Here is a 23,470-nt window from a genome sequence, read left to right on the forward strand (position 1 = left end):
GGTGGGCGCAGCCCGCTGCGTCCTCCTCGATCTCGACGGAACGCTGGTCGATTCCCAGCCGGGCATTGCCGCGAGCTGCCTGGCTGCGTTGCGTGCGCTCGGTCATGAGCCCGGCGACACCCTTGATATCAAGCGCTTCATCGGACCGCCGCTTGAAGACATATTACGGGCTTTGCTCGCCGCCTACGGTGATGACCGGATCGAGTTAGCCGTAGCGGCCTATCGCCAGCATTACGGCGACATTGGCCTGCTCGGAAGCGAGTTCTATCCCGGAATCAACGGGGCGCTTGAGGAGATGCGAAGCGCTGGATTGCGAATCTATCTCGCGACATCGAAGCGCGAAATCTTCGCGCGGCGGATCCTGGAGAATCTGGACTTAGCGACGCATTTCGATGGCATTCACGGCTCAGTTCCCGGCGGCGTGCTGGATCACAAGCCTGAGCTGCTCGCCCATATCCTATCCAAGCACGGTATCTCTGCATCGCACAGCCTCATGGTCGGCGACCGCCGCCACGACATCAATGGCGCTCACGCGGTCAAGATGCGAGGCCTCGGCGTGCTCTGGGGATATGGCACTCGGGATGAGCTGGAAACAGCCGGCGCGGATCAACTAGTAGAGTGGCCCGCGGATCTTGCGCGCGCGGTTTTATCGACGCTGAACCGATAGGCTCCGGTGCAAGCTGCCTCGGCGCGGCGCGAGATTAGCACGGTCAAGCGACTCCAGCGTCGAGCCGTTGGCGCAATAACCGTGGCAATTTTCGCCGGTGCGCCGGCATGTTCGCAACCGGGCATGCTCCTCAGCAAGCGCTCGAGTGCACGGGCATCTATACTCAGCTCCAACTGGCGATAGCCGCCGCGAAGCCGACATTCCTGTGATGTAGGTCACACAACCCGGCTGGTTGCCCCCGTTAAATTTGCGCCGTTTAAATATGGCTTCCATCCTTTCGATATGGCGAGTGGGGTTCTTATGCTCCGCAAATTATTTTACTGCTTTGTCATTCTTGCCCTCGCTGGCCCGGCAGCGGCTGTCGATCGCGTCAGGGGCGACACGAGCCCTGCCATTGCAGCCGCCTCGGAGGCGATCCGGCGAGATCCCAAGGATGCGAACGCCTATTACAACCGGGGCAACGCTTACAGCGCTAATGGCAACAATGATCGCGCCATAGCGGACTACACGGCAACGATCCGTCTCGATCCGACGCATGCGCACGCGTACTACAATCGCGGCAACGCCTACAGCATCAAAGGCGATACGGAGCGTGCGATCGCGGACTACACGGCGACAATCCGGCTCGATCCGGCCTATGCGAACGCGTACTACAATCGAGGCAATGCTTACAGCAACAAAGGCAACACCGACCGCGCAATTGCCGACTATAGCGAAGCGGTTCGCCTGCAGCCGACGAATGCGAACGCGTATTTCAACCGCGGGAATGCATACGGCAGCAAGGGCGACGCGGACCGCGCCATTGCAGATTACACAGAAGCGATACGCGTGGATCCCACATACGCGAACGCGTATGTCAATCGCGGACTGGCCTACGAGAAGCGCGGAGATTTCGCCAAAGCAAGGGCCGACTTCAATGCCACGCTCGGATTGGCCCATGGCGCCACAAGATGGGCCCAGGACAAGGCTCGCGAGCGGCTTGCTGTCCTGCCTTCGCCGCGGCCAGCAACGATATTGGTCGAGAAAGCCAGTGTCGCGCCGGCTGTCGTGGCGTCCGGGGCTGCGAACGGCGATCGCCGCATCGCTCTCGTGATCGGCAATTCGGCTTATGAAAACGTCGCAGCGCTAGCGAACCCCGTGCGGGATGCAAGCCTCGTCGCCGACGTGCTGAAGCTCACCGGGTTCGAAGCAGTTACTCTGCTGACCAATCTCCGCAAGGATGCGCTGGTGAATGCCCTGCGCGAATTCGCAGCACGTGCGGAGACGGCGGATTGGGCCGTCGTGTATTATGCCGGGCACGGCATGGAGGTCGGCGGCGTCAACTATCTCATTCCGACGGATGCCAAGATTGCCGCGGATCGCGAAATCGGATTTGAAGCCGTTCCGGTTGATCAGGTTCTCAATGCGGCGGAGCGCGCCAAAAAGCTGCGCCTCGTCATTCTCGATGCCTGCCGCGACAATCCATTCGCAAACCAGATGAAGCGGACGATGACGGTGGCGTCGCGTTCGGTGTCGCGAGGTTTGGCCCCGATCGAGCCAGAGGCGGGAACGCTGGTGGTCTACGCCGCCAAGGATGGCGAGACCGCGCTCGACGGTGACGGGATCAATAGTCCGTTCGCGGCTGCCTTCGTCAAGAATGTTCCAACGCCAGGCCTCGAAGTCCGCAGGCTCTTCGACTTCGTTCGCGACGATGTCATGGAAGCGACCGGTCGTCGGCAAAAACCCTTCAGTTACGGCTCGATCTCCGGCCGACAGGACTTCTATTTCGTGGCTGCTAAATGATCTTCAAACGAAGAGCAATGCAGACCTTATCGCCAGTGCCCGGACTTGCTTGCGGGAGAGTACAGGCCGGCTTTGGAGCGCACTTTCTACGCGGCCGCTACCCGAACCGCTCCGCCGCCCAGGCATACAGGCTGCCCGGAATCGGCTTTTCGCCGCCACGGCCCTTGGGCGAGATGTGCAGGCCGATGATCTCGGGATTGGTGACGAGCTCGAGATAGCTCGATGGATCGAAGAACAGTTTTGGCTCGGCATGCACGGCGTAGAACGATTGTTTGGGTAGCGCGTAAGCGAGCTCGCCGGTGCGACGCGCGAGCGCGGTTAGTGCCGCCGGTCCGTAGATCGCGACGCGAATGTCCGAAAGACGGTTCGAGCCGCCGCGGAGGCGGCGCATCGCGAAGGTGACGCGGTGGCGCACGGACAGCCAGTTCGGCGTCAGCTCCTCCTGCTCCATCAGCTCCTCGAAGGCCGCGACGATGCCGTGCCCGGCCGGCAGGTAGATCACGGAATTGCCGAGTTGGCGCGGCCGCTCCCAGGCGAAATAGGGTTTTGCCGGATCGAGCTCGACGGGCTTCAGCAGCAGCACGTCGGCATCGAGCCACAGGCCGAGGCCTTTCGCCATCAGCTTCATGCGGAAGAAGTCGCTGAACTGCAGCGTGGTCCAGTCCCGCCAGCTGCCGTCGGGCTGCGGCGGCCGCAATCGTTCGGAGAAGGCGTGCGGCAGGATCGCTTCGGCATCCGCATTCGCGATGCCTGCAGGCAGGCCCGGAATGGTGTCGAAGCTATAGACCGTGACCTTGTGGCCGGCAGCCAGCTGCGAGCGCAGACAGGTCTGGCGCAGGGCGTCCATCGGACCATGCCAGAAGGTGACGATGTCGGGCAGCATGCGCGAGCTATAAGGATAGTCAGAGCAAAGAAAAAGCCCCGGCGCCGTCAGCACCGGGGCTCGAACCAGAAACGCGATCTCAGGCCCAGGCGCGTTCGCGCTTGAGCTTCTCCTCATAGCTGTCGATCGAGGCCTTCTTTTCCATCGTCAGGCCGATGTCGTCGAGGCCGTTGATCAGGCAGTGCTTGCGGAACGGATCGATCTCGAACTTGACCTTGCCGCCGTCGGGACCGCGGATCTCCTGGTTGGGCAGGTCGATCGTCAGCGTCGCGTTGGCGCCGCGCTCGGCGTCGTCGAACAGCTTGTCGAGGTCTTCCTGCGAGACGCGGATCGGCAGAATGCCGTTCTTGAAGCAGTTGTTGTAGAAGATGTCGCCGAACGAGGTCGAGATCACGCAGCGGATGCCGAAGTCGAGCAGCGCCCAGGGCGCGTGCTCGCGGCTTGACCCGCAGCCGAAATTGTCGCCGGCCACCAGCACCTTGGCATTGCGATAGGCCGGCTGGTTCAGCACGAAATCGGGATTCTCGCTGCCGTCGTCCTTGTAGCGCTGCTCGGAGAACAGCCCCTTGCCAAGGCCGGTGCGCTTGATGGTCTTGAGGTACTGCTTCGGAATGATCATGTCGGTATCGACATTGATGATCTTCAGCGGCGCCGCGACGCCTTCCAGCGTGGTGAACTTGTCCATGGTTGCGCTTCCGGGATGGGTCTAGGGGAACAGGTGTTTATCGCGATCGGGGTGGAAATCCTAGGCCGAATTCGGCAGATCTGCCTTACCTCTCCCGCCTGCGGGAGAGGTCGGCGCGCCCGGGCGATGCGAAGCATCGTCCCGCGCGCCGGGTGAGGGTTCTCTCCACTGGGGGAGTCCCATTGCCGCGACACCCTCGCCCCCAGCCCTCCCCGCAAGCGGGCGAGGGAGCGCACCGTCTTTGTGCGGCCCTCAATCCGCCTTCGCCTCAATCGCGGCCATATCGTCGTCCGACAGACCGAAATGGTGGCCAATCTCGTGGATCAGGACGTGGCGGACGATGTGGCCGAGGGTCTCGTCGTGCTCGGCCCAATAATCCAGGATCGGCCGACGGTAGAGCCAGACCATGTTGGGCAGCCGCGCCACGTCGCCAAAACTCTGCTGCGGCAGGCCGATGCCCTGGAACAGGCCGAGCAGGTCGAACTCGCTCTCGCACTGCATCTCGTCCAGCACCTCATCGGTCGGGAAGTCGTCGACGCGGATGATGACGCCCTCGCAGAGCTTGCGAAACTCCGCCGGCAGGCGCTCGAAGATGTCGTGCGCCGTCGCTTCCATCTCGGCCAGCGAGGGCGCTTTCAATTCCGTCCACATGGGTTTCTCTTACCGCGGGTTCCGCGGCGATGCATCTGGCTTTATAAGCCCGGCGAGGTTGACGAGCGCCGCCAAAACGGGGAGCGTGGGACCTCGAACGGGACGTTTCAGGTGGGCGGAAAAATGCGAGCGAAAACAGCGCTGACGCTACTGTGCATGGGGTTGTTTTCGCAGTTTTGCGTTGGCGCCGAGGCGCAGACCGCCGGCCCCGAGATCCGTCTCGCCCAGGCCGCCTCGTCCGACGACGTTCCCCCGCCGCGCAAGCGGGCCCCGGCGCGCCTGCGCGTTACGCCCTATTACAGCCCGGACGGCGTCTATCCGCGCTACAATCCGGGTCCCGACGCAGTCCGCGTGTGCAACGCCACCTATGCGCAGGAGTACCGCCCGAGCGGCACGGTGATCGTGCCGCGTGTGAGCTGTTACTGGCGCCGGGGCTGATGCCGGGTTCACTGCCCGCGCCAGCGAGCGGCGCGGTGGCCTCGTGGGGGTCGTCATGGCGAGATGGATTGCATTGGCCGTTGCCGTCGCGCTTGCCGCCGGTGTGACGCGCGCTTCGGCTGCGCAAAGAGTGACGATGCCGCAGGCCTCGGCCGGGATCGCGGTTTTCGATGTGCGACGACCCGCGCGCACCCATGACATGGTGCGGCCAGCTACGCGCCATGATCCACGCTATTACGCGCGGCCGGTGTACTACCGTCCCTATCCCTACGCGGTGCCTGCTCCCTTCGTGTTCGGCTACGGGCTGTGGTGGTGACGCGTTAGCGGCCTGGCGCAAATCCCTTGACCAGAAGTACCGTCGCTTGCGCACCCGCTTTGCGGTCGCGCGAGATTTCCGCGTAGTCGGGTGCGTTCGAGAAGGCGAGGAACGCAGCCTCATCCGGGAATGACATCATGACAATCTTGTCATGCGGCCATGCGCCTTCGAGCACGCGCGGATGTTCGTCCGCGGCGAGCAGCCTTCCGCCATACTTCTTGAACACGTCGAAGAAGCGCGCCTGATAGCGGTCATAGGCCGCGCGGTCTGTCATCTTCAATTGCGCAATCGCGTAGACAGTCATTTCCAAAAAACTCCTTCCGTCGCGGCACTGCGTCGCATCGCGAAGCCCAGCGTCGTTCATTCATGGGGCGTTCACATCGGTCTCCTCAGTTTAATCCAGGGAGCGACCGCAATTGAACAGCCTTTGGCGCAGCCAAGACGTCGCGCCGCAACTGCGCTGTCCAGATTCAGGGAGGATTCCATGCTGAGGACATCAGGTCTCAAGGCAAGCCCGATGCGCTTGCTCGGGATCGCGGCCGCCACGGCGCTGATGCTGTCGGCCGGCACCGCGCGTCGCGCTGAAGCGCTCACATTGATCAATCCGGCCACGTCGCCCGCGACGAAGGCTGCAGCCGACGATCTCGTCACGCAGGTTCGCCACGGCGGCGGGCACGGCGGACATGGTGGCGGCTTTCACGGCGGAGGTTTCCGCGGCTTCCATGGCGGCGGAGGACATATCGGCGGCTTCCGCGGCGGTGGATTTCGTGGCGGCCATGTCGGCGGCTTCCGCTATGGCGGCGTTCGCTTCGGCGGCTATGGCGGCTATCACCGTCACTGGGGCTATCACCGCCCCTATTACGGCTACCGTCACTTCCACCGGCGCTATTATTACGGCGGCTATTATCCCTACTATCACTATCCGCGCCGCTGCCGGATCATCTGGACCTATTACGGCCCGCGCCGCGTCTGCCGCTGGCCGCGCTGGCACTATCCGTACCGCTATTGGTGAGGTGAGTTAGCACCGTCATTCCGGGGCGATGCGAAGCATCGAACCCGGAATCTCGAGATTCCGGGTCTGGCGCTTCCGCACCACCCCGGAATGACAGCGTGGCCTACAGCCAATCCTTCAGCTTCCATGACGAAGCCTTCCACCGCATCAGGTTCTCGAGCTTCCATTGCCGAAACATCGCCGGCGGCCAGCGGCTGAGCCTGGAGGTCTCCTCGACCTCCGGCTTGGCGACGAGGCGCAATGGCGCTGCGCGCCGCCGATGCTGGCGCGTCGCCTCGCTGATGAGATCGACATATTCCGGCTTGTTGGCCATGGCGCGTGTCCTCGCGAAACCGTCGCGAGGACACTGTCGGCGCCGCCAATTAACGACGCTTTGCCGCGATCGCTACAATTGCCGGAATCGGCTCAGCGCCAGTCCCTGACGTCGACGAAGTGACCCGCGATCGCCGCGGCTGCCGCCATCGCCGGCGACACCAGATGGGTGCGGCCCTTGAAGCCCTGACGGCCTTCGAAGTTGCGGTTCGAGGTCGAGGCGCAGCGCTCTTCCGGCTTCAGCTTGTCCGGGTTCATGGCGAGGCACATCGAGCAGCCCGGCTCGCGCCACTCGAAGCCGGCCTTGATGAAGATCTTGTCGAGTCCTTCAGCTTCGGCCTGCTCCTTCACGATGCCCGAGCCCGGCACCACCATGGCGTTGACGTTGGTCGACACCTGCTTGCCTTCCGCGATCTTGGCGGCGGCGCGCAAATCCTCGATGCGGCCATTGGTGCAGGAGCCGATGAAGACGCGGTCGAGCTTGATGTCGGTGATCTTCGTTCCCGCCGTCAGGCCCATATACTTGAGCGCGCGATGCTTGGAGATACGCTTGGCCTCGTCCTCGATCTTGTCGGGGTCGGGCACGATGCCGGTCACCGAGATGACGTCCTCGGGGCTCGTGCCCCAGGTCACGATCGGCGGCAGCTTTGCGGCGTCGAGCCGCAGCTCGTGGTCGAAATGCGCGCCTTCGTCGGAACGCAGTGTCTCCCAATAGCGCATCGCCGCGTCCCAGGCCGCGCCCTTCGGCGCCTTCGGCCGGTCGCGCAGGAAGTCGTAGGCCTTCTGGTCGGGTGCGACGAGACCGGCGCGGGCGCCGCCTTCAATCGACATGTTGCAGACCGTCATGCGGCCTTCCATGCTGAGCGCGCGGATCGCTTCGCCCGCATATTCCAGCACGTAGCCGGTGCCGCCGGCGGTGCCGATCTCGCCGATGATGGCCAGGATGATGTCCTTGCCCGTGACGCCGTCAGGCAATTTGCCATCGACGGTGACGCGCATGTTCTTCGCTTTTTTCTGGATCAGCGTCTGCGTCGCCAGCACGTGCTCGACCTCGCTCGTGCCGATGCCATGCGCGAGCGCGCCGAACGCGCCGTGCGTCGAGGTGTGGCTGTCACCGCAGACGATGGTGGTGCCGGGCAGCGTAAAGCCCTGCTCGGGGCCGATGACATGAACGATGCCCTGGCGCCTATCGAACTCGTTGTAATATTCGATGCCGAATTCCTTGGCGTTCTCGGCCAGCGCCTTGATCTGCTCGATGCTTTCCGGGTCCGGGTTCGGCTTGGTGCGGTCGGTGGTCGGCACGTTGTGGTCGACGACGGCGAGCGTCTTCTCGGGCGCGTGCACCTTGCGGCCCGTGGCACGCAGGCCTTCGAACGCCTGCGGCGAGGTCACCTCGTGCACCAGGTGGCGATCGATGTAGAGCAGGCAGGTGCCGTCCTCGGCTTCGTGCACCAGATGGTCGTTCCAGATCTTGTCGTACAATGTGGTCGGCTTGGACATGAGCGTCAGCTCCGAAGGAATGCTGTGTAAGCGGATAGGCGCACTTGGCGCGGGCAACAAAATCGGCGGCGCAGCGTTTAAGCTGCGCGCGTAAGCTCTGACGTTGCCGAGGTCGCGAAGCGTCCGAAGAACCGGCCAGGCAGCCGCGAGCGATCGTCAATGACGATGCGCTTGACCGGGGCGAGGCTGGTCAGATCTGGAAACATTCTAGAGATATATAGCACGCGGAAGTTAAAGCGCGAGAGCTTAGCGGCGCCGTCATTGCGAGCGCAGCGAAGCAAATCCAGAAATGCGTCCGCGGAGACAGTCTGGATTCTTCGTCGCAAGGGCTCCTCGCAATGACAGCGCGGGGAAACAAAAAAGCGCGGAGCCGAGCCCCGCGCTTTTCGAAACTTGCCTGGTGGCGAAGCTTACTCGCCCACGGCAGCCGCGCGGTCCTGCTTCTCGACGATGCGGGCCGACTTGCCGCGAAGGTTGCGGAGGTAATAGAGCTTGGCGCGGCGCACCTTGCCGCGGCGCACCACCTTGATCGAGTCGATCATCGGCGACATCACCGGGAACACACGCTCCACGCCCTCGCCATAGGAGATCTTGCGCACGGTGAAGCTCTCGTTGAGGCCACCGCCGGAACGGCCGATGCAGACGCCTTCATAGGCCTGCACGCGGGTGCGGTCGCCTTCGACGACCTTCACGTTGACGATCACGGTGTCGCCGGGGCCGAATTCCGGGATGTCCTTGCCGGCGGACAGCTTGTCGAATTGCTCTTGTTCGAGCTGCTTGATCAGGTTCATGGGTAAATCTCCATCGGCGCGCCCAGCCTTTTCAATGGGGGCTGCGCGAAATTCGTCTATCCAGCCATTGCGGATGTGGCCGCTCCTATAAGGCAAGCCGGAGCGTTTGTCACCCGTCTGTCTTGTTTTTTGGCGTTTTTTGGCGCCCGGCCCGATTCGGGGCCTTGCTCGGGATCTGGGCCCACAAATCCGGCCGCCGGGCCGCCGTCAGGGCCTCGGATTGCGCCCGCCGCCAGGCCGCGACCTTGGCGTGGTCGCCGGAGGTCAGGATCTCCGGGATCGGAGCCCCCTCGAACAGCTGCGGGCGGGTGTATTGCGGGTATTCGAGCAGGCCGTCCGCAAAACTTTCCTCGGTTCCCGATGTCTCCTTGCCCATCACCCCCGGCAGCAGCCGGACGCAGGCGTCAATCACGGCTAGCGCGGCGATTTCGCCCCCGGACAGCACGTAATCGCCGATCGAGACCTCCTCCAGACCTCTCCCGTCGATCACCCGCTGGTCCACCCCCTCGAACCGTCCGCAGACGATGAGGGGGCCGGGACCCTTGGCCAGTTCCACAACGCGGGCCTGGGTCAATGGCCGACCGCGCGGGCTCATCAGCAGACGGGGCCGATCCGGGCTGATTTCAGCGGCATCGATGGCCGCGGCCAGAACGTCCGCGCGCAGCACCATGCCCGGCCCGCCGCCGGCCGGAGTGTCGTCGACGCTGCGGTGGCGGTCGGTAGCGGAGGCCCGGATGTCCCGCGCCTCGAGTTGCCAAAGCCCGCCCGCCAGCGCCCGGCCGGCCAGGCTCACGCCGAGCGGCCCGGGAAACATGTCCGGAAACAGCGTCAGCACCGTCGCGCGCCAGGGTGAGGGGTTGGTCATTGCATCTCAATTGCCTTCCACGGGACGACTAGCGGTAGGGTCCTCGACCTCAATCTCCTGCGGCAGCGCGATGACCACACGCCCGCCGGCGATATCGACCTCAGGCACCACCGCGTTGGAGAACGGCAACAGCAGCGTCGTGCCCTTGAGCGGGGCGATCTCGATGATGTCGCTGGCGCCGAAATTATGGATCGCGAGCACGCGGCCGAGAGCGTCGCCGTCCGTGGTGACGGCGGCGAGCCCGATCAGGTCAGTGTGGTAATATTCGTCCGCGTCGGTCGCGGGCAGCTTGTCGCGCGCGACGTAGAGCTCGATGCCGTTGAGCCGTTCGGCCTCATCGCGGGTCGTGACCCCCGTGAAGGTCGCGACCAGATGATCTTTGGCCTCGCGCGCCGTTGCGACCTCGAACTGGCGCTTGCCGTCCTTGGACAGCAGCGGACCGTAGCGCCTGATGGCAAAGGGATCTTCGGTGAAGGTCCACAATTTGACCGCACCGCGCACCCCATGCGCGGCGCCGATCCGCGCGACGCAGACCAGCGCCGGCATGGTCTGGCCTTAACCCTTCGCGGCGGCTTCGGCCTGCGCCTTGCGCTCCTTGCGCGGCACGGCCTTCTGCGGGTTGTTGCGCGCTTCGCGCTTCTTGACGCCGGCGGCGTCGAGGAAGCGAGACACGCGGTCCGACGGCTGCGCGCCCTTGGCGACCCAGGCCTTCACCTTCTCCATGTCGAGCTTGAGGCGCGCCTCGTTGTCCTTCGGCAGCAGCGGGTTGAAATAACCGAGACGCTCGATGAAGCGGCCATCGCGTGGAAAGCGCGAATCGGCGACGACGACGTGATAGACGGGACGCTTCTTGGTGCCTGCACGGGCGAGGCGGATAACGACGGACATCAAGTTCTCCTTCAAAGTACAGTCTGTTGGGTTGATTGGTATTCCGCGTTGCGCGGGACGCTTGCGATCCCGTGCGACGAATTCCTCATTTCTTCTTGCCCGGGAAACCGCCGAGGCCCGGCAGCATCGGCTTGCCGCTGAGCCCAGTCAGTCCGGGAACGTTGGGCAGGCCGGTGCGAAGACCAGCCGGCAAATCCTTCGGCAGGCTCGGCAGGCCCTGTCCGCTGCCGCTCTGCATCTTCTCCTGAAGAGCCTTCATCTCTTCCGGAGACGGCATCTTCATGCCGCCGCCAAAGCCCATGGCCTGCGCGATGCCGGCCAGCGGGCCGCGCTTGCCCGAGCCCATGGCCTTCATCACGTCGGCCATGTTCCGGTGCATCTTCAGGAGCTTGTTGACGTGCTCGACGCTCTGGCCACTCCCTGCGGCGATGCGCTTCTTGCGGCTCGCTTTCAGCAAGTCGGGGTGACGGCGCTCCTCGCGCGTCATGGAATCGATGATCGCGACCTGGCGCTTCAGGATCTTGTCGTCGATGCCGGCGGCCGCGATCTGGTTCTTCATCTTGGAGATGCCGGGCATCATGCCCATCAGCCCGCTGATGCCGCCCATGTTGGACATCTGCAACAGCTGCTCGCGCATGTCATTGAGGTCGAACTGACCCTTGCGCATGCGTTCGGCGGTGCGCGCGGCCTTCTCGGCGTCGATGTTGGCGGCGGCGCGCTCGACCAGCGAGACGACGTCGCCCATACCGAGGATGCGGCCGGCGATACGATCAGGATGGAAATCCTCCAGCGCATCGGTCTTTTCGCCGGTGCCGATCAGCTTGATCGGCTTGCCGGTGACCGCGCGCATCGACAGCGCGGCGCCGCCGCGGCCGTCGCCGTCGACGCGGGTCAGCACGATGCCGGTGAGGCCGACGCGCTGATCGAACGAGCGCGCGAGATTCACGGCGTCCTGGCCGGTGAGGCTGTCGGCGACCAGCAGCACCTCATGCGGATTGGCCGCGGCTTTGATCGCGGCCGCCTCCGCCATCATCTCTTCGTCGAGTGTGGTGCGGCCGGCGGTATCGAGCAGCACGATGTCGTAGCCGCCGAGCTTGCCGGCCTCCAGCGCGCGCTTGGCGATCTGCGGCGGCTGCTGGCCTGCGACGATGGGGAGCGTTGGAATGTCGAGATCGCGGCCGAGCACGGCCAGTTGCTCCATCGCCGCCGGGCGATAGACGTCGAGCGAGGCCATCAGCACCTTGCGCTTGTCGCGCTGGACCAGGCGGCGGGCGAGCTTGGCGGTGGTGGTGGTCTTACCGGAGCCTTGCAGGCCGACCATCATGATCGGCACCGGCGGCACGGAATTGACGTCGATGGTCTGGCTTTCGGCGCCGAGCGTGTTGATCAGCTCGTCATGGACGATCTTGACCACCATCTGGCCTGGTGTGACCGACTTGACGACGGTAGCGCCGATCGCCTGCTCACGGACGCGTTCGGTGAAGCTGCGCACCACCTCCAACGCGACATCGGCCTCCAGCAGCGCGCGGCGCACCTCGCGCATCGCGGCGTCGACGTCCTTTTCGGTCAGCGCCCCGCGCCCCGTCAGACGATCGAGGATGCCGCCAAGCCGTTCCGACAGATTGTCGAACAATGCCGTTATCCTGTTGCTGTCCCCCGATGAGGGGCGCGCCGTTACTCTCCGCTGTCATGCCCCGCGCAGGCGGGGCATCCAGTACGCCGCGGCTTCTCGGCCTTAGCCGAGACGTCTCTGGAATACTGGATCGCCCGCCTTCGCGGGGGATGACCCTGAATGTGCCTTGGCGCATTGCCCCAAGACGTAGTTCCAAACACCATTGCGCCCGAGGGCGCACAGCGCTGTCGGGCGTTGACCTCCGGCCTCCAGGGCCAGTCGGCGGGTCGAAAAGAAAGCCTTTCCGAGAAAGTGGCGGGGTTAAACGCCGCTCACGCCCAAAAGTCAAGGAAAGTTAGGGTGCCGCGGCGCCTTTGCCAGGACAAGGTCCTGAAATTTAGTGCCCTTTTGCCGGGCGGTTCCATTTCCTAGGGCTTCGCCCATATAGAAGGCGATGACTGACCTCCGCTATCATCCCTGAGCCCGCCGTGCCGATCACCCGCCGTCGCCTGTTCGGACTGCTTGCCGGGGCCGGCGCGCTCGTCGCTATTCCGTCCCTTTGGATGTCTCGCATGAAAACCTATGATGGTCCGGCCTCCGACCATTTCAACGGTCTGCACTTCTTCGATCCCGACGGCGCGCCGCCGAAATCGCTGCGAGAGGTGCTGCGCTGGCAATTCGGCGGCAAGCGGCAGCGCGCGCAATGGCCGGATTGGGCCCCCAGCCCCCATGCCGACACCCCGCCGGTGCGGGTCGACGGCGACAAGGTGCGGCTCTCCTTCGTCGGCCACGCCAGCTGGCTGATCCAGACCGGCGGTCTCAACATCCTGGTCGATCCCGTTTGGTCGATGCGGGTCTCGCCGGTCGCCTGGGCCGGGCCGAAGCGGCACAATGATCCCGGCATCGCCTTCGAACATTTGCCCAAGATCGACGTCGTGCTGGTCTCGCACGGCCACTACGATCACCTGGACATCACGACGTTATCGCGGCTCGCCAAGAATTTTGCGCCGCGCGTCGTCACTCCGCTCGGCAATGACGTGACGATTCGAAGCTGGGATCCCACGATCAAGGTGGAGGCGTTCGACTGGCACGACCGCGTCGAGCTCGGTGGCGGCATCGCCGTGCATCTGGTTCCGACCCGGCACTGGACCGCGCGCGGTGTGTTCGATCGCAACAAGGCGCTATGGGCGAGCTTCGTGCTGGAGACGCCGGCCGGCAAGATCTACGTCGTCTGCGATTCCGGTTATGGTGACGGCAGGCATTTCCGCTGCGTCGCGGAGAAGCACGGGCCGCTGCGGCTCGCGATCCTTCCCATCGGTGCCTACGAGCCGCGCTGGTTCATGCGTGACCAGCACATGAATCCGGAAGATGCCGTGAAGGCGCTCGCGGATTGCGGCGCGCAGGAAGCGCTCGGGCATCATCACGGCACGTTCCAGCTGACGGATGAGGCAATCGATGCGCCGGCAAAGGCGCTGGTCGCAGCGCTGGATGCCGCGAAGATTCCGCAAGAGCGGTTCGTGGCAATGCTGCCGGGACAGGTGGTGGAGATTTAGCGTGCTGGCAAACTGCTCGTGCCCCGGACGCAGTGCATCCGGGACACCAGTCATTGCTCTTTCGGCTTGATCGCCCAGCTCACATTCACCGTCACCGACAGCGTCTCCTCGCCGGGCGCGACGGCGGCGGGTGCAGCCATCGGAGCCGCAGCGACGCGGCCTTTGAACAGCGGCACCGGGCCGCCGCCCTCGGTGACGCTGAGCGGCGCCCCTAGCGTGACGCCGGTGGCTTTGGCGTAAATCTCCGCCTTGCGGCGGGCATCAGCGACTGCCTGCTCGCGCGCATCATCCAGCAGTTTTGAGGCCTGCGTCACCTCGAAGGAGATATTGCCGATGTCGTTGGCGCCGGCGCTGACCAGCGTGTCGATGATGCCTGCGACCTTGGTCACGTCGCGAATTTTCACGGTGACACGGTTGGAGGCGCGGAAGCCGACCACGGGCGAGGCGCCGGTGGATTTGTTCTGGCCGTATTGCGGCTGGAGCGACAGGCGCGAGGTCTGATAATCCTTCTCGGCAATCCCGGCGCCCTTCAGCGCCAGCAGCACCTTGCCCATCGCCGCATTGTTGGCATCGGAGGCTTCCTTCGCCGTTTTGGCATCGTTGGCGACCCCGGCGTCGATCTGCGCGAGATCGGGGGCGGCGGAAATCGTGGCTTCGCCGCTCGCCGAAATGGCTGACGGAAAATCGTCGGCGCGGGCGGGGGCCGCCAGCAGCGTTGTGGCGAAAACGGCGGCGAGTGGAGCAAAAAGGACGGCAGGCTTTTTCATCATTCTCACTTCAGCGGCACGAAAACGTTGATCACGAGCTTGTCCTCGGCCGTCTTCAGGGGATCGGTGAGGTACTCCTCGATGAAGGTATCCTTGGCTTCCAACCTCTTGTCGTCGAGGTAATTGGTGATCGCCTCATAGGTGTTGTCCATGTTGTCGTAGGAGCCGCGATGGACGAATTTCAGCGCCTTGCCCTCCGGCGATTTGCCAATGCTCATGTCCTTGGACAGGTTCTTCGGATCCTGCTCGACCGGGATCTCGGCGAGGAAGGTGAAGCCGGTGTCGTCGGTGGAGGTGTAGACGATCATCGAATTGCCTGATGGCTTGATCCCCTGCTTGTCCAGGAGCGTGTTCAGCGCCTTGAAGGCGTCGATCAGGGTGTCGAAGGCCGAGTCCCAATTAGCAGTGCCCTTGACCATCACGACCTTCTTGGGCTCGAGCACGGTCTCGAGGCCAAAGGGATCGGCGGTCTGTACCGGGGCGGGGCTGGCGGCCGCCGCCCGCCGCGGCCGGGCTGGGTGAGGCGCTGGCTGCGGGCGAGGGCGTCGCAGCAGGGGCGGGTGAGGCGCTGGCCGCCGGCGCGGGCGTTGCCACCGGTGCAGGCGAAGCACTCGCGGCAGGCGCCGGCGAAGCCGACGGGGCCGGCGAGGGGCTTACTGACGCGGCGGGCGCCGGGCTCGGACTTTGTGCCCGAGCGGCAGACAGACCAACCGACATGGCCGCCGGGATCAGCGCGGCCAGAGCGAGACGACGAAACCTAATCATTCTATTCTCCCCAAGAACTTGGGCACCAAGACCTTGGGCTCCAAGACCTTGCCGACCAAGGCCTAAATCCCGTTTTGCGCCCGGCCGCGCTTCCCGGTTCGCGCGAATGGCGCCGTTCTAACACGCGGGCGCCGAATTCGTCCCATGACAGATGCGTCATGGGCGGCGTCGCGGGCCGCGGCCTGGGCGCTCCGCAGCAAACCGCTGGCCAAGCCGGCAAGGATCGCCATATAAGACGGGCGAAATTCGGGAATTTTCATGAGCGCGCTGGCCAACCACGCATTTGCCAAGATGAACGGCATCGGCAACGAGATCGTCGTTGTCGACATGCGCGATTCCACAGCAAAGGTCACGCCGGACGACGCGCGGGCGGTGGCGTCCGCAAATGGCGGCGTGGCTTACGACCAGCTCATGGTGCTGCAGAAGCCGCGGCTGCACGGCACTGAGGCCTTCATCCGCATCTACAACAATGACGGCTCCGAAGCCGGTGCCTGCGGCAACGGCATGCGCTGCGTCGTGCGCCGCATTTTCGAGAAGAGCGGACAGACCACGGCGACGTTCGAGACGGCTGCGGGCCTGCTCAATTGCTGGCAAGGCCCGGCGCCCGACCTCTATACCGTCGACATGGGCGCGCCGAAGTTCGGCTGGCAGGACATTCCGCTGGCGGAAGAGTTTCGCGACACCCGCTACATCGAGTTGCAGATCGGGCCGATCGACAATCCGATCCTGCATTCGCCTTCGGTGGTGAACATGGGCAATCCGCACGCAATCTTCTGGGTCGAGGACGTCAACGCCTATGATCTCGAGCGGTTTGGTCCTCTGCTCGAAAACCATCCGATCTTCCCCGAGCGCGCCAATATTACGCTTGCTCACATCGTTGATCGCGACCACATCACGATTCGCACCTGGGAGCGCGGCGCCGGCCTCACCAGGGCCTGCGGTTCGGCAGCCTGCGCCACGGCTGTCGCCGCGGCGCGGCTGAAGCGCGCCAATCGCAATGTCGAGATCACATTGCCCGGCGGCAAGCTCGCCATCGAATGGCGCGAGCGCGACGACCATGTGCTGATGACGGGCACCGCGACCTTCGAATATGAAGGCAATTTCGATCCGGCGCTGTTCGCGCCGGTCGGCTGATGGCCGTCGACATCGTCACCTTCGGCTGCCGCCTCAACGCCTTCGAGGCCGAGGTGATCCGCCGCGAGGCTGAAGGTGCCGGCCTCTTCGACACCATCGTCATCAACAGCTGCGCCGTCACCAACGAGGCGGTGGCGCAGGCACGCCAGTCGATCCGCAAATTGAAGCGCGAGCGGCCCGGTGCGCGTATCGTGGTCACCGGCTGCGCCGCGCAAACGCAAAGCGCGATGTTCGCCGACATGGCCGAGGTCGATCGCGTCGTCGGCAATGACGACAAGATGCGCTCGTCCGCATGGCGCGATGCGCGCGATGCATTCGACATCGGTGCCAGCCAGAAGATTGCCGTTGGCGACATCATGGCAGTGAAGGCGATGGCGCCGCATCTGATCGACGGCTTTGCCGCCGGCCTGCCGCGCGTCTTCGTGCAGGTGCAGAACGGCTGCGACCATCGCTGCACCTTCTGCATCATCCCGTTCGGCCGCGGCAACTCGCGCTCGGTGCCGATGGGCGCTGTGGTCGATCAGGTGCGGGCGCTGGTGGAGCGCGGTCATGGCGAGATCGTGCTGACTGGCGTCGACCTCACCAGCTACGGCGCTGACCTGCCGGGCGCGCCCAAGCTCGGCATGCTGACCAAGCAGATTTTGCGGCACGTGCCGGACTTGAGGCGCCTGCGCATCTCCTCGATCGATTCGATCGAGGCAGATGACGATCTGCTCGATGCTATCGCCGACGATGCGCGACTGATGCCGCATCTGCACCTGTCGCTGCAATCCGGCGACGACCTGATCTTGAAGCGCATGAAGCGGCGGCATTCGCGCCAGGATGCGATCGCGTTCTGCGACCAGGTGCGCCGCCTGCGGCCGGACGTCGTTTTCGGCGCCGACATCATCGCGGGCTTTCCGACCGAGACCGAGGACATGTTCTTGCGCTCGCTCGATCTCGTCGGGGAATGTGGTTTGACGTTCCTGCACGTCTTTCCCTACTCGCCACGCCCCGGCACGCCGGCCGCGCGAATGCCGCAGGTTGCGGGGGGCGCGATCAAGGAACGTGCGAAGCGGCTGCGTGCAGCCGGTGCGGCGGCATTGCGGCAGCGACTGCAAGCCGAGATCGGCGCCGCGCGCGAGGTGCTGATCGAGAGCGAAGGCCAGGGACGCACGGAGCATTATCTGCCGGTGGCGATTGCGGGCGAACGTGTGGGCAGCGTCGTGCCGCTCAGGATCGTTGGCAGCGATGGCGAGCGGCTGATCACATAGTCGGTGTCGTCGTCCGGCTTGCCGTCTTCGCTAAAGCTTCGCCGGCCGAGCACCGCTGCGGGCCCGGCGTAGCCTAGCGGAGACGGGGCCGGGCGGCCCAGTGCGCCGCCGCTTCTCCGTATCTCACAAACGTCTCTGGAATACTGGATCACCGCCTTCGCGGGTGATGACACCGCCGATATGGTACACGGTGTGCCCTACAAGGCCCGCACCTGCCAGAACCGCAGCGTGCGCCGCGCATTCTCCGTCGTCATTCTCGCAAATGGCCCTGCGAGCGCGCAAGATCAGCCGGCTTCATCGCGCCCGTCGCAAAACGGCTTTCGAGCACGGCGGCGGTGGTGTTCCAGCTAAGCTGCGCGGCCTTGCACGGCACGAGCAGGCCATCGTCGCGCAGGCTCTGCATCAGCGGGCGAATCACCTCGACGGTCGATCCGGACAGCGCCGCCAGGGCCGCGACGGTCTCCTCATAGCGCCGCTGCGTGGCGAAGCCGAGCAGCGTCGCTTCGTTGAGCTGGCCGATCGTCTTGAGATTTGCGATGGCCCGCTTGGCGCCTTCGAAATCGCGAACGCCAGACATCTCGCGCTCGACGCCGACGGTGACGGCGGCAATCGCGCTCTGGATTTCCTCGAACAGATGCGGAGGTGCACGCGACAACAGGCGGGTGCGCACCGCATCCGTCGCCGAACGCAGCAATCGGCGGCGCAGCTCCGACGGCAAATCGACGCGGACGCCGACGCTGACCGCGAGCTCCGGATCGCTTTCGGCCTGTCCGACGATGATGGCAAATCCGCTGCCGGAGACGCGGGCGCCGGGATTGGCGGCGAGCCGCCGGCTGACGCTGGGATAGCGCCGCGCCAGCAGCGCATCGGTGACGATCTCCCTCAGCCACCAGCGGCCGGCGACCGCGAGCAGATGCGGCTCGCCCTTGGATGATGCGATCTTCACCAGCTCGCCATCGTCGCGGCGCGCGGATTCCTGGAGCACGGGTCCGGCGATACGGATCCCGTCATTGCTGGCGAGGCGGCGGATCACGGATGGCGGCGCCTGCGCGATCGGCGCGAGTTGCGCGCTTATCTCGGCGAGCGCAATTCGGGCGCCGATGTCGGCGACGGCGCGCAGCTCGATGGTGCCGATCAGGCGCTCGAGCACGTCGTCAAACAGCGCGATCTGCTCGTCGTCAAAGCTGCCGGCGGAACACAGGAACAGGTCCGTGACGCGCCGGGCCGTCTCCAGCCCTTTTTCCGGCGAGCCCATCCGTATCGCGGATTCGACCTCGTCGATGATCGATAGCTCGGCCTTGGACATCACGCGCTGCTCGTCCTGAGCGGTTACAGAAGCTTGTTCTAAGCAACCGCTATCATTAGAGGCGAGCGCTGAACGTTTCGTAAACCATGGGCTTGTCGCCCTTCATCCTGAGGAGCCCGCAAAGCGGGCGTCTCGAAGGATCGAGGCTCAACTGCAACAGCACGGGCCTTTCATGGTTCGAGACGGCGCTGACGCGCCTCCTCACCATGAGGCGCTGGCTGCCGGGCTAGTCCCCGTTCCATCCGCAGGCGCGGAGGCGCTCGTGCATGTGGGGCGGGGCCGGCGCCACGACGCGGATCGGCTCCTTGTTCCGGGAGATCGGCACCACGATCTCACGGGAATGCAGGTGCAGGCGCGGCTCGCCGAAGCGCGGGCCGTTGCCGTAAATGTTATCGCCGACGATCGGCCAGCCGGTCGCGGCCGAATGCACCCGCAATTGGTGGGTCCGGCCGGTCACCGGTTCCATGGCGAGCCAGGCGAGGCCCGCGCCCCGGCCCATCACCTTCCAATTGGTGATCGCCTTCTGCCCTTCGGGATCCGGCTTCTGCCACCAGCCGCGCTCGGCATTGAGGCGGCCGAGCGGCATGTCGATGGTGCCTTCATCTTCATCAGGGCCGCCCTCGACCACGGTCCAGTATGTCTTGCCGATCTTGCCGTGCTTGAACAGCAGGCCGAGCGAAGCGGTTGCTTTGCGATGGCGGCCGAGCACGAGACAGCCTGAGGTGTCCTTGTCGAGCCGGTGAGCCAGCACTGGCGGCCGCGGCAGGCCGAAGCGGAGCGCGTCGAAGGAGGCTTCGAGGTTCGCCCCGCCCTTGGGGCCGCGATGCACTGGCAGGCCGGCCGGCTTGTCGATGACCAGCATCAAGCCGTCGCGATGGAGCACGCGGGCCAAGATCTCATCAGCGGTCAATTCGGGAACATCGAGCAATTGCAAGACTTTCGTTTAATCGTCGGAACGGCTAACACACCCCCACCATGAACGATACCTCCGAGACCCCCAAGCTGAGCTGGTGGCGCCGCCTGTCCGACGGGCTGAAGCGCACCTCGTCCTCGCTCGGGACCGCGGTCGCCGACCTCGTCACCAAGCGCAAGCTCGATCGCGCCATGCTCGACGACATCGAGGACGTGCTGCTGCGCGCCGATCTCGGCACGCAAGTCGCAGTGCGGATCGCCGATGCCGTCGGCACGGGGCGCTACGACAAGGCGATCTCGGCGGACGAGGTCAAGGACGTGGTCGCCACCGAGGTCGAGAAGGTGCTCGCGCCGGTGGCGAAGCCGCTCGAGATCGATGCGGGCAAGAAGCCGTTCGTCATCCTCGTGGTCGGCGTCAACGGCTCCGGCAAGACCACCACCATCGGCAAGCTGTCGCAAAAATTCGCCTCCGAAGGCCGCAAGGTGATGCTGGCTGCCGGCGACACCTTTCGCGCGGCGGCGATCGAGCAGCTCAAGGTCTGGGGCGAGCGCACCAAGACGCCGGTCATCGCCGGCGCGCAAGGCTCGGATTCCGCGAGCCTTGCCTTCAGCGCGCTGACGGCAGCAAGGGAGCAGAGCGCCGACATCCTCTTGATCGACACCGCGGGCCGGCTTCAGAACAAGGCCGAACTGATGAACGAGCTCGAGAAGGTCGTGCGCGTCATCCGCAAGGTGGATGCCACCGCGCCGCATGCGGTGCTGCTGGTGCTGGATGCCACCGTCGGCCAGAACGCGCTGTCGCAGGTCGAGGCCTTTCATCGCACCGCCGGGGTCACCGGCCTCGTGATGACCAAGCTCGACGGCACCGCGCGCGGCGGCATCCTGGTGGCGCTGGCGGAAAAATTCAAGCTGCCGGTGCATTTCATCGGCGTCGGCGAAGGCGTCGATGATCTCGCGCCCTTCACCGCGCGCGATTTCGCCCGCGCGATCGCCGGAATCGAAAGTTGAGAATGGACAAGACCCAGCCACATCCGTTGTTCAAGCTTGCGACCGAGCTCGGTCCGCTGCTCGTGTTCTTCTTCGTCAATGCCAGGTTCAACCTGTTCGCCGCGACCGGCGCCTTCATGGTGGCGATCGTGGCGGCGATGGCCGCCTCCTATGTGGTGACGCGGCACATTCCGATCATGGCGATCGTGACGGCCGTGATCGTGCTGGTGTTCGGCACGCTGACCCTGGTGCTACACGATGAGACCTTCATCAAGGTCAAGCCGACCATCATCTACGGCCTGTTCGCCGCGATCCTCGGCGGCGGCCTGCTGTTCGGCCGCTCCTTCATTGCCGTGATGTTCGATCAGGTGTTCAATCTGACGCCGCACGGCTGGCGCATCCTCACGCTGCGCTGGGCGCTGTTCTTTGCCGGCATGGCGGTGCTGAACGAGATCATCTGGCGCACCCAGAGCACGGATTTCTGGGTGAACTTCAAGGTCTTCGGCGTGACGACGCTGACCATGATCTTCGCCGTCGCCCAATTGCCGCTGACCAAGCGCTATCACCTTGCGCCGGCGTCGCTGGAAGCGAGCGAGGCCGAGGCCGGAGATGTGAGCAAGGGGTAGGGCGAAACGTCGCCCCACGTATCGCTGTCATTCCCCGCGAAGCGGAGACTCCGGTACGCCGCGGCCTCTTCGTATACTACTGACGTCTCCGGAATACTGGATCGCCCGATCGAGTCGGGCGATGACAGTTGAGTGTGTCGCGAGAGCGGAGCTAAATTAGCTTCCCGCCGCCTTCAACGCCTTCTCCAGCTGCGGCAATAACACGGTGCGTAGATTGTCCGGCGTGATCGGTCCAACCAGCTTGTAGACGATGGTGCCCTCGGGGCCGACGACGAAGGTCTCCGGCACGCCATAGACGCCCCATTCGATCGAGGCGCGACCGTTGGCGTCCACGCCGACGCGGCCGAACGGGTTGCCGTAGCGCCCGAGGAAGCGCCGCGCATTGTCGGCCGCATCCTTGTAGTTGATGCCGACGAGCTGGAAGCGCTTGTCCTTGGCGAGCTCGGTCAGCAGCGGCGCCTCATCATGGCAGGGCACGCACCAGGACGCCCAGACGTTGACGAGACTGACCTTGCCCTTGAACGCGGCGGGATCGAGCCCCGGCACCGGCGCATTGTCAGCCTGCAATCCTTCGAGCGGCGGCAGCAGGGTTTGCGGCGCAGGCCGCCCGATCAGCGCGGACGGAATCCGCGAGGGATCGCCGCTGCCGAGCCGAAACCAGAACAGCAGGGCCAGCGCGATGAAGGCGATCAGCGGCAGCACCATTAGGAAGGTGCGGCGCTGCGGCGTCGCCTGGCTCGATGGATCGCTCATGATCTGTCCGTCGCACTGCGGCCGGAGCGGCGGGTAAAGCCGCTGCGATCGAGTTCGCGCAGGCGCGCGGTCTGGCTGCGGTAGTCGAGCATCACCCAGCCGATCAGGAGCATGACCACGAGGGCCGCTGCGGCATAGGACATCACGATGAACGACGCGTAAGGACCGAGCGTTATCATCACGCGGCTCCAGCTTCTTTTGACGCGTTTTCTTCACGCGAACCGGCGCTTAACTCGCTCGAAAACGCGACGCGACTCGCCTGCATCATCTGCAGGGAGCGGACACGGCGGCGCAGGATCTCGTTGCGCATCGCAGCTAAGTGCAACGTGACGAACAGCAGCGTGAAGGCGATCGCCATCACCAGCAGCGGGATCAGGAACGATTTGTCGAGTGCCGAGCCGCCGATGCGCATCACCGAGGCCGGCTGATGCAGCGTGTTCCACCAGTCGACGGAAAACTTGATGATGGGCAGGTTGATGGCGCCGACCAGCGTCAGCACCGCCGCGGCGCGTGCAGCGCGCGAGGGATCGTCGACCGCGCGCCACAGCGCCATCAGGCCGAGATACATCAGGAACAGGATCAGCACCGATGTCAGCCGCGCGTCCCATTCCCAATAGGTGCCCCACATCGGCCGTCCCCACAGCGAGCCCGTGAGCAGCGCGAGGAAGGTGAAGGCGGCGCCGATCGGCGCTGCCGCTTTGGCGGCGACATCGGCGAGCGGATGCCGCCATACCAACGTGCCCAGCGAGGCGATGCTCATGACACCCCACACCAACATCGAGAGCCAGGCATTGGGCACGTGGATGAACATGATCTTTACCGTCGCGCCCTGCTGATAATCGTCGGGCGCAAGCGCTGATTGGTACAGGCCGATGGCGAGCAGGATGACGGTCGCACCCGCAAGCCACGGCAACAGGCGGGCTGTTAGCGCGAGGAACCGCGTGGGATTGGCGAGGTCGATCAGCGTCATGGTTATTGTGATAATGATCCGGGAGCGCTCAGGCAATCAGCA

At 64.7% G+C, this 23,470-nt stretch carries 26 protein-coding genes and 2 pseudogenes; 10 read left to right on the top strand and 18 right to left on the bottom strand.

Features of this window, described 5'->3' with window-relative positions; all coding sequences use genetic code 11:
• Position 1: 1 nt before the first annotated feature.
• Together IVA98_RS32620 and IVA98_RS32625 are read left to right on the top strand one after the other, a co-directional pair.
• On the top strand, positions 2–667 hold the full coding sequence (locus IVA98_RS32620) for an HAD hydrolase-like protein (protein ID WP_247356434.1): 666 nt from the start codon (positions 2–4) through the stop codon (positions 665–667).
• A gap of 282 nt (positions 668–949) precedes the next feature.
• Entirely contained in the window at positions 950–2,449 is a 1,500-nt protein-coding gene (locus tag IVA98_RS32625) for a tetratricopeptide repeat protein (RefSeq protein ID WP_247356435.1), read from the top strand.
• Between the two features lie 97 nt (positions 2,450–2,546).
• Here the strand turns inward: IVA98_RS32625 and IVA98_RS32630 are convergent, their stop codons facing one another.
• From IVA98_RS32630 to IVA98_RS32640, 3 genes are all read right to left on the bottom strand, one after another.
• Positions 2,547–3,332 carry a glycosyltransferase family 32 protein gene (locus IVA98_RS32630; protein WP_247299943.1) on the bottom strand — a complete coding sequence of 262 codons (786 nt, stop codon included), beginning with the start codon at positions 3,330–3,332 and terminating at the stop codon, positions 2,547–2,549.
• 79 nt (positions 3,333–3,411) lie between these two features.
• Entirely contained in the window at positions 3,412–4,017 is a 606-nt protein-coding gene (gene leuD / locus IVA98_RS32635) for a 3-isopropylmalate dehydratase small subunit (protein ID WP_061880161.1), read from the bottom strand.
• 252 nt (positions 4,018–4,269) lie between these two features.
• Positions 4,270–4,668 (bottom strand): metallopeptidase family protein, encoded by a 399-nt coding sequence (locus tag IVA98_RS32640; RefSeq protein WP_247280345.1) that lies wholly within the window; start codon positions 4,666–4,668, stop codon positions 4,270–4,272.
• Positions 4,669–4,824: 156 nt separating this feature from the next.
• Here IVA98_RS32640 and IVA98_RS32645 point away from each other — a divergent pair, with 156 nt between their 5' ends.
• Positions 4,825–5,106, top strand: coding sequence for a hypothetical protein (locus IVA98_RS32645; protein ID WP_247300062.1), 282 nt, complete (start codon positions 4,825–4,827; stop codon positions 5,104–5,106).
• Between the two features lie 55 nt (positions 5,107–5,161).
• Positions 5,162–5,422 (top strand): hypothetical protein, encoded by a 261-nt coding sequence (locus IVA98_RS32650; RefSeq protein ID WP_247356437.1) that lies wholly within the window; start codon positions 5,162–5,164, stop codon positions 5,420–5,422.
• Positions 5,423–5,426: 4 nt separating this feature from the next.
• Here IVA98_RS32650 and IVA98_RS32655 read toward each other — a convergent pair whose 3' ends face one another.
• Positions 5,427–5,726 carry a DUF1330 domain-containing protein gene (locus tag IVA98_RS32655; protein ID WP_247299948.1) on the bottom strand — a complete coding sequence of 100 codons (300 nt, stop codon included), beginning with the start codon at positions 5,724–5,726 and terminating at the stop codon, positions 5,427–5,429.
• A gap of 180 nt (positions 5,727–5,906) precedes the next feature.
• On the opposite strand from IVA98_RS32655, the gene IVA98_RS32660 reads away from it, so the two are divergent.
• Positions 5,907–6,434 carry a hypothetical protein gene (locus IVA98_RS32660; RefSeq protein WP_247299949.1) on the top strand — a complete coding sequence of 176 codons (528 nt, stop codon included), beginning with the start codon at positions 5,907–5,909 and terminating at the stop codon, positions 6,432–6,434.
• 103 nt (positions 6,435–6,537) lie between these two features.
• On the opposite strand, the gene IVA98_RS32665 is transcribed toward IVA98_RS32660, so the two are convergent.
• The 7 genes from IVA98_RS32665 to ffh form a co-directional block, all read right to left on the bottom strand.
• The gene (locus tag IVA98_RS32665) at positions 6,538–6,747 is read right to left on the bottom strand and encodes a hypothetical protein (RefSeq protein WP_247299951.1); all 210 of its coding nucleotides are present in this window, start codon (positions 6,745–6,747) and stop codon (positions 6,538–6,540) included.
• A 92-nt stretch (positions 6,748–6,839) separates the two neighbouring features.
• Complete coding sequence (leuC, locus tag IVA98_RS32670; protein ID WP_247332329.1) at positions 6,840–8,246, bottom strand: 3-isopropylmalate dehydratase large subunit; 1,407 nt, start codon at positions 8,244–8,246, stop codon at positions 6,840–6,842.
• 410 nt (positions 8,247–8,656) lie between these two features.
• Positions 8,657–9,037 (bottom strand): 50S ribosomal protein L19, encoded by a 381-nt coding sequence (gene rplS, locus IVA98_RS32675; RefSeq protein WP_027573014.1) that lies wholly within the window; start codon positions 9,035–9,037, stop codon positions 8,657–8,659.
• Between the two features lie 109 nt (positions 9,038–9,146).
• A complete protein-coding gene (gene trmD, locus IVA98_RS32680) occupies positions 9,147–9,902 on the bottom strand; it encodes a tRNA (guanosine(37)-N1)-methyltransferase TrmD (protein WP_247299955.1) in 756 nt (251 codons plus the stop codon).
• A 6-nt stretch (positions 9,903–9,908) separates the two neighbouring features.
• Positions 9,909–10,448, bottom strand: a complete 540-nt coding sequence (gene rimM / locus IVA98_RS32685; RefSeq protein WP_247299957.1) for a ribosome maturation factor RimM — start codon at positions 10,446–10,448, stop codon at positions 9,909–9,911.
• Between the two features lie 9 nt (positions 10,449–10,457).
• Positions 10,458–10,790 (bottom strand): 30S ribosomal protein S16, encoded by a 333-nt coding sequence (rpsP, locus tag IVA98_RS32690; RefSeq protein WP_011083313.1) that lies wholly within the window; start codon positions 10,788–10,790, stop codon positions 10,458–10,460.
• Between the two features lie 85 nt (positions 10,791–10,875).
• The gene (gene ffh, locus IVA98_RS32695) at positions 10,876–12,423 is read right to left on the bottom strand and encodes a signal recognition particle protein (RefSeq protein WP_247299959.1); all 1,548 of its coding nucleotides are present in this window, start codon (positions 12,421–12,423) and stop codon (positions 10,876–10,878) included.
• 467 nt (positions 12,424–12,890) lie between these two features.
• On the opposite strand from ffh, the gene IVA98_RS32700 reads away from it, so the two are divergent.
• The gene (locus IVA98_RS32700) at positions 12,891–13,955 is read left to right on the top strand and encodes an MBL fold metallo-hydrolase (RefSeq protein ID WP_247356438.1); all 1,065 of its coding nucleotides are present in this window, start codon (positions 12,891–12,893) and stop codon (positions 13,953–13,955) included.
• A 50-nt stretch (positions 13,956–14,005) separates the two neighbouring features.
• On the opposite strand, the gene IVA98_RS32705 is transcribed toward IVA98_RS32700, so the two are convergent.
• Both IVA98_RS32705 and IVA98_RS32710 read right to left on the bottom strand, forming a co-directional pair.
• The gene (locus IVA98_RS32705) at positions 14,006–14,722 is read right to left on the bottom strand and encodes an SIMPL domain-containing protein (RefSeq protein WP_247300064.1); all 717 of its coding nucleotides are present in this window, start codon (positions 14,720–14,722) and stop codon (positions 14,006–14,008) included.
• A 5-nt stretch (positions 14,723–14,727) separates the two neighbouring features.
• A pseudogene (locus IVA98_RS32710) lies at positions 14,728–15,487 on the bottom strand (GyrI-like domain-containing protein).
• 258 nt (positions 15,488–15,745) lie between these two features.
• Here IVA98_RS32710 and dapF point away from each other — a divergent pair.
• Together dapF and mtaB are read left to right on the top strand one after the other, a co-directional pair.
• On the top strand, positions 15,746–16,621 hold the full coding sequence (gene dapF, locus IVA98_RS32715) for a diaminopimelate epimerase (protein WP_247299964.1): 876 nt from the start codon (positions 15,746–15,748) through the stop codon (positions 16,619–16,621).
• The gene (gene mtaB, locus IVA98_RS32720) at positions 16,621–17,874 is read left to right on the top strand and encodes a tRNA (N(6)-L-threonylcarbamoyladenosine(37)-C(2))-methylthiotransferase MtaB (protein ID WP_247299966.1); all 1,254 of its coding nucleotides are present in this window, start codon (positions 16,621–16,623) and stop codon (positions 17,872–17,874) included. Before dapF ends, mtaB begins: the two co-directional genes overlap by 1 nt.
• A 197-nt stretch (positions 17,875–18,071) precedes the next feature.
• Here mtaB and IVA98_RS32725 read toward each other — a convergent pair.
• Positions 18,072–19,180, bottom strand: a pseudogene (locus IVA98_RS32725) (DUF2336 domain-containing protein).
• Between the two features lie 226 nt (positions 19,181–19,406).
• Positions 19,407–20,108, bottom strand: a complete 702-nt coding sequence (locus IVA98_RS32730) for an RluA family pseudouridine synthase (RefSeq protein WP_247299970.1) — start codon at positions 20,106–20,108, stop codon at positions 19,407–19,409.
• A 47-nt stretch (positions 20,109–20,155) separates the two neighbouring features.
• On the opposite strand from IVA98_RS32730, the gene ftsY reads away from it, so the two are divergent.
• The gene (gene ftsY, locus IVA98_RS32735; RefSeq protein ID WP_247299972.1) at positions 20,156–21,100 is read left to right on the top strand and encodes a signal recognition particle-docking protein FtsY; all 945 of its coding nucleotides are present in this window, start codon (positions 20,156–20,158) and stop codon (positions 21,098–21,100) included.
• A gap of 2 nt (positions 21,101–21,102) precedes the next feature.
• Entirely contained in the window at positions 21,103–21,705 is a 603-nt protein-coding gene (locus IVA98_RS32740; RefSeq protein ID WP_247299974.1) for a septation protein A, read from the top strand.
• 156 nt (positions 21,706–21,861) lie between these two features.
• On the opposite strand, the gene IVA98_RS32745 is transcribed toward IVA98_RS32740, so the two are convergent.
• Genes IVA98_RS32745 through IVA98_RS32755 form a run of 3 tightly spaced genes read right to left on the bottom strand, consistent with a single transcriptional unit; the run spans position 21,862 to position 23,428 of the window.
• Positions 21,862–22,458, bottom strand: coding sequence for a DsbE family thiol:disulfide interchange protein (locus tag IVA98_RS32745; RefSeq protein WP_247299976.1), 597 nt, complete (start codon positions 22,456–22,458; stop codon positions 21,862–21,864).
• Positions 22,455–22,640 carry a heme exporter protein CcmD gene (gene ccmD, locus IVA98_RS32750; RefSeq protein ID WP_247299978.1) on the bottom strand — a complete coding sequence of 62 codons (186 nt, stop codon included), beginning with the start codon at positions 22,638–22,640 and terminating at the stop codon, positions 22,455–22,457. Before ccmD ends, IVA98_RS32745 begins: the two co-directional genes overlap by 4 nt.
• Entirely contained in the window at positions 22,637–23,428 is a 792-nt protein-coding gene (locus IVA98_RS32755) for a heme ABC transporter permease (protein ID WP_247299980.1), read from the bottom strand. Before IVA98_RS32755 ends, ccmD begins: the two co-directional genes overlap by 4 nt.
• Positions 23,429–23,470 lie beyond the last annotated feature (42 nt).

Origin of the sequence: Bradyrhizobium sp. 160 (assembly GCF_023073735.1) — a bacterium.
Classification (GTDB): domain Bacteria; phylum Pseudomonadota; class Alphaproteobacteria; order Rhizobiales; family Xanthobacteraceae; genus Bradyrhizobium.

Coding starts and splice junctions, on each gene's coding strand:
- IVA98_RS32625 (WP_247356435.1), top strand. CDS start 950: ATGGCGAGTGGGGTTCTTATGCTCCGCAAATTATTTTACTGCTTTGTC.
- IVA98_RS32630 (WP_247299943.1), bottom strand. CDS start 3,332: ATGCTGCCCGACATCGTCACCTTCTGGCATGGTCCGATGGACGCCCTG.
- leuD (WP_061880161.1), bottom strand. CDS start 4,017: ATGGACAAGTTCACCACGCTGGAAGGCGTCGCGGCGCCGCTGAAGATC.
- IVA98_RS32640 (WP_247280345.1), bottom strand. CDS start 4,668: ATGTGGACGGAATTGAAAGCGCCCTCGCTGGCCGAGATGGAAGCGACG.
- IVA98_RS32645 (WP_247300062.1), top strand. CDS start 4,825: ATGGGGTTGTTTTCGCAGTTTTGCGTTGGCGCCGAGGCGCAGACCGCC.
- IVA98_RS32650 (WP_247356437.1), top strand. CDS start 5,162: ATGGCGAGATGGATTGCATTGGCCGTTGCCGTCGCGCTTGCCGCCGGT.
- IVA98_RS32655 (WP_247299948.1), bottom strand. CDS start 5,726: ATGACTGTCTACGCGATTGCGCAATTGAAGATGACAGACCGCGCGGCC.
- IVA98_RS32660 (WP_247299949.1), top strand. CDS start 5,907: ATGCTGAGGACATCAGGTCTCAAGGCAAGCCCGATGCGCTTGCTCGGG.
- IVA98_RS32665 (WP_247299951.1), bottom strand. CDS start 6,747: ATGGCCAACAAGCCGGAATATGTCGATCTCATCAGCGAGGCGACGCGC.
- leuC (WP_247332329.1), bottom strand. CDS start 8,246: ATGTCCAAGCCGACCACATTGTACGACAAGATCTGGAACGACCATCTG.
- rplS (WP_027573014.1), bottom strand. CDS start 9,037: ATGAACCTGATCAAGCAGCTCGAACAAGAGCAATTCGACAAGCTGTCC.
- trmD (WP_247299955.1), bottom strand. CDS start 9,902: ATGACCAACCCCTCACCCTGGCGCGCGACGGTGCTGACGCTGTTTCCG.
- rimM (WP_247299957.1), bottom strand. CDS start 10,448: ATGCCGGCGCTGGTCTGCGTCGCGCGGATCGGCGCCGCGCATGGGGTG.
- rpsP (WP_011083313.1), bottom strand. CDS start 10,790: ATGTCCGTCGTTATCCGCCTCGCCCGTGCAGGCACCAAGAAGCGTCCC.
- IVA98_RS32705 (WP_247300064.1), bottom strand. CDS start 14,722: ATGAAAAAGCCTGCCGTCCTTTTTGCTCCACTCGCCGCCGTTTTCGCC.
- dapF (WP_247299964.1), top strand. CDS start 15,746: ATGAGCGCGCTGGCCAACCACGCATTTGCCAAGATGAACGGCATCGGC.
- mtaB (WP_247299966.1), top strand. CDS start 16,621: ATGGCCGTCGACATCGTCACCTTCGGCTGCCGCCTCAACGCCTTCGAG.
- ftsY (WP_247299972.1), top strand. CDS start 20,156: ATGAACGATACCTCCGAGACCCCCAAGCTGAGCTGGTGGCGCCGCCTG.
- IVA98_RS32740 (WP_247299974.1), top strand. CDS start 21,103: ATGGACAAGACCCAGCCACATCCGTTGTTCAAGCTTGCGACCGAGCTC.
- IVA98_RS32745 (WP_247299976.1), bottom strand. CDS start 22,458: ATGAGCGATCCATCGAGCCAGGCGACGCCGCAGCGCCGCACCTTCCTA.
- IVA98_RS32755 (WP_247299980.1), bottom strand. CDS start 23,428: ATGACGCTGATCGACCTCGCCAATCCCACGCGGTTCCTCGCGCTAACA.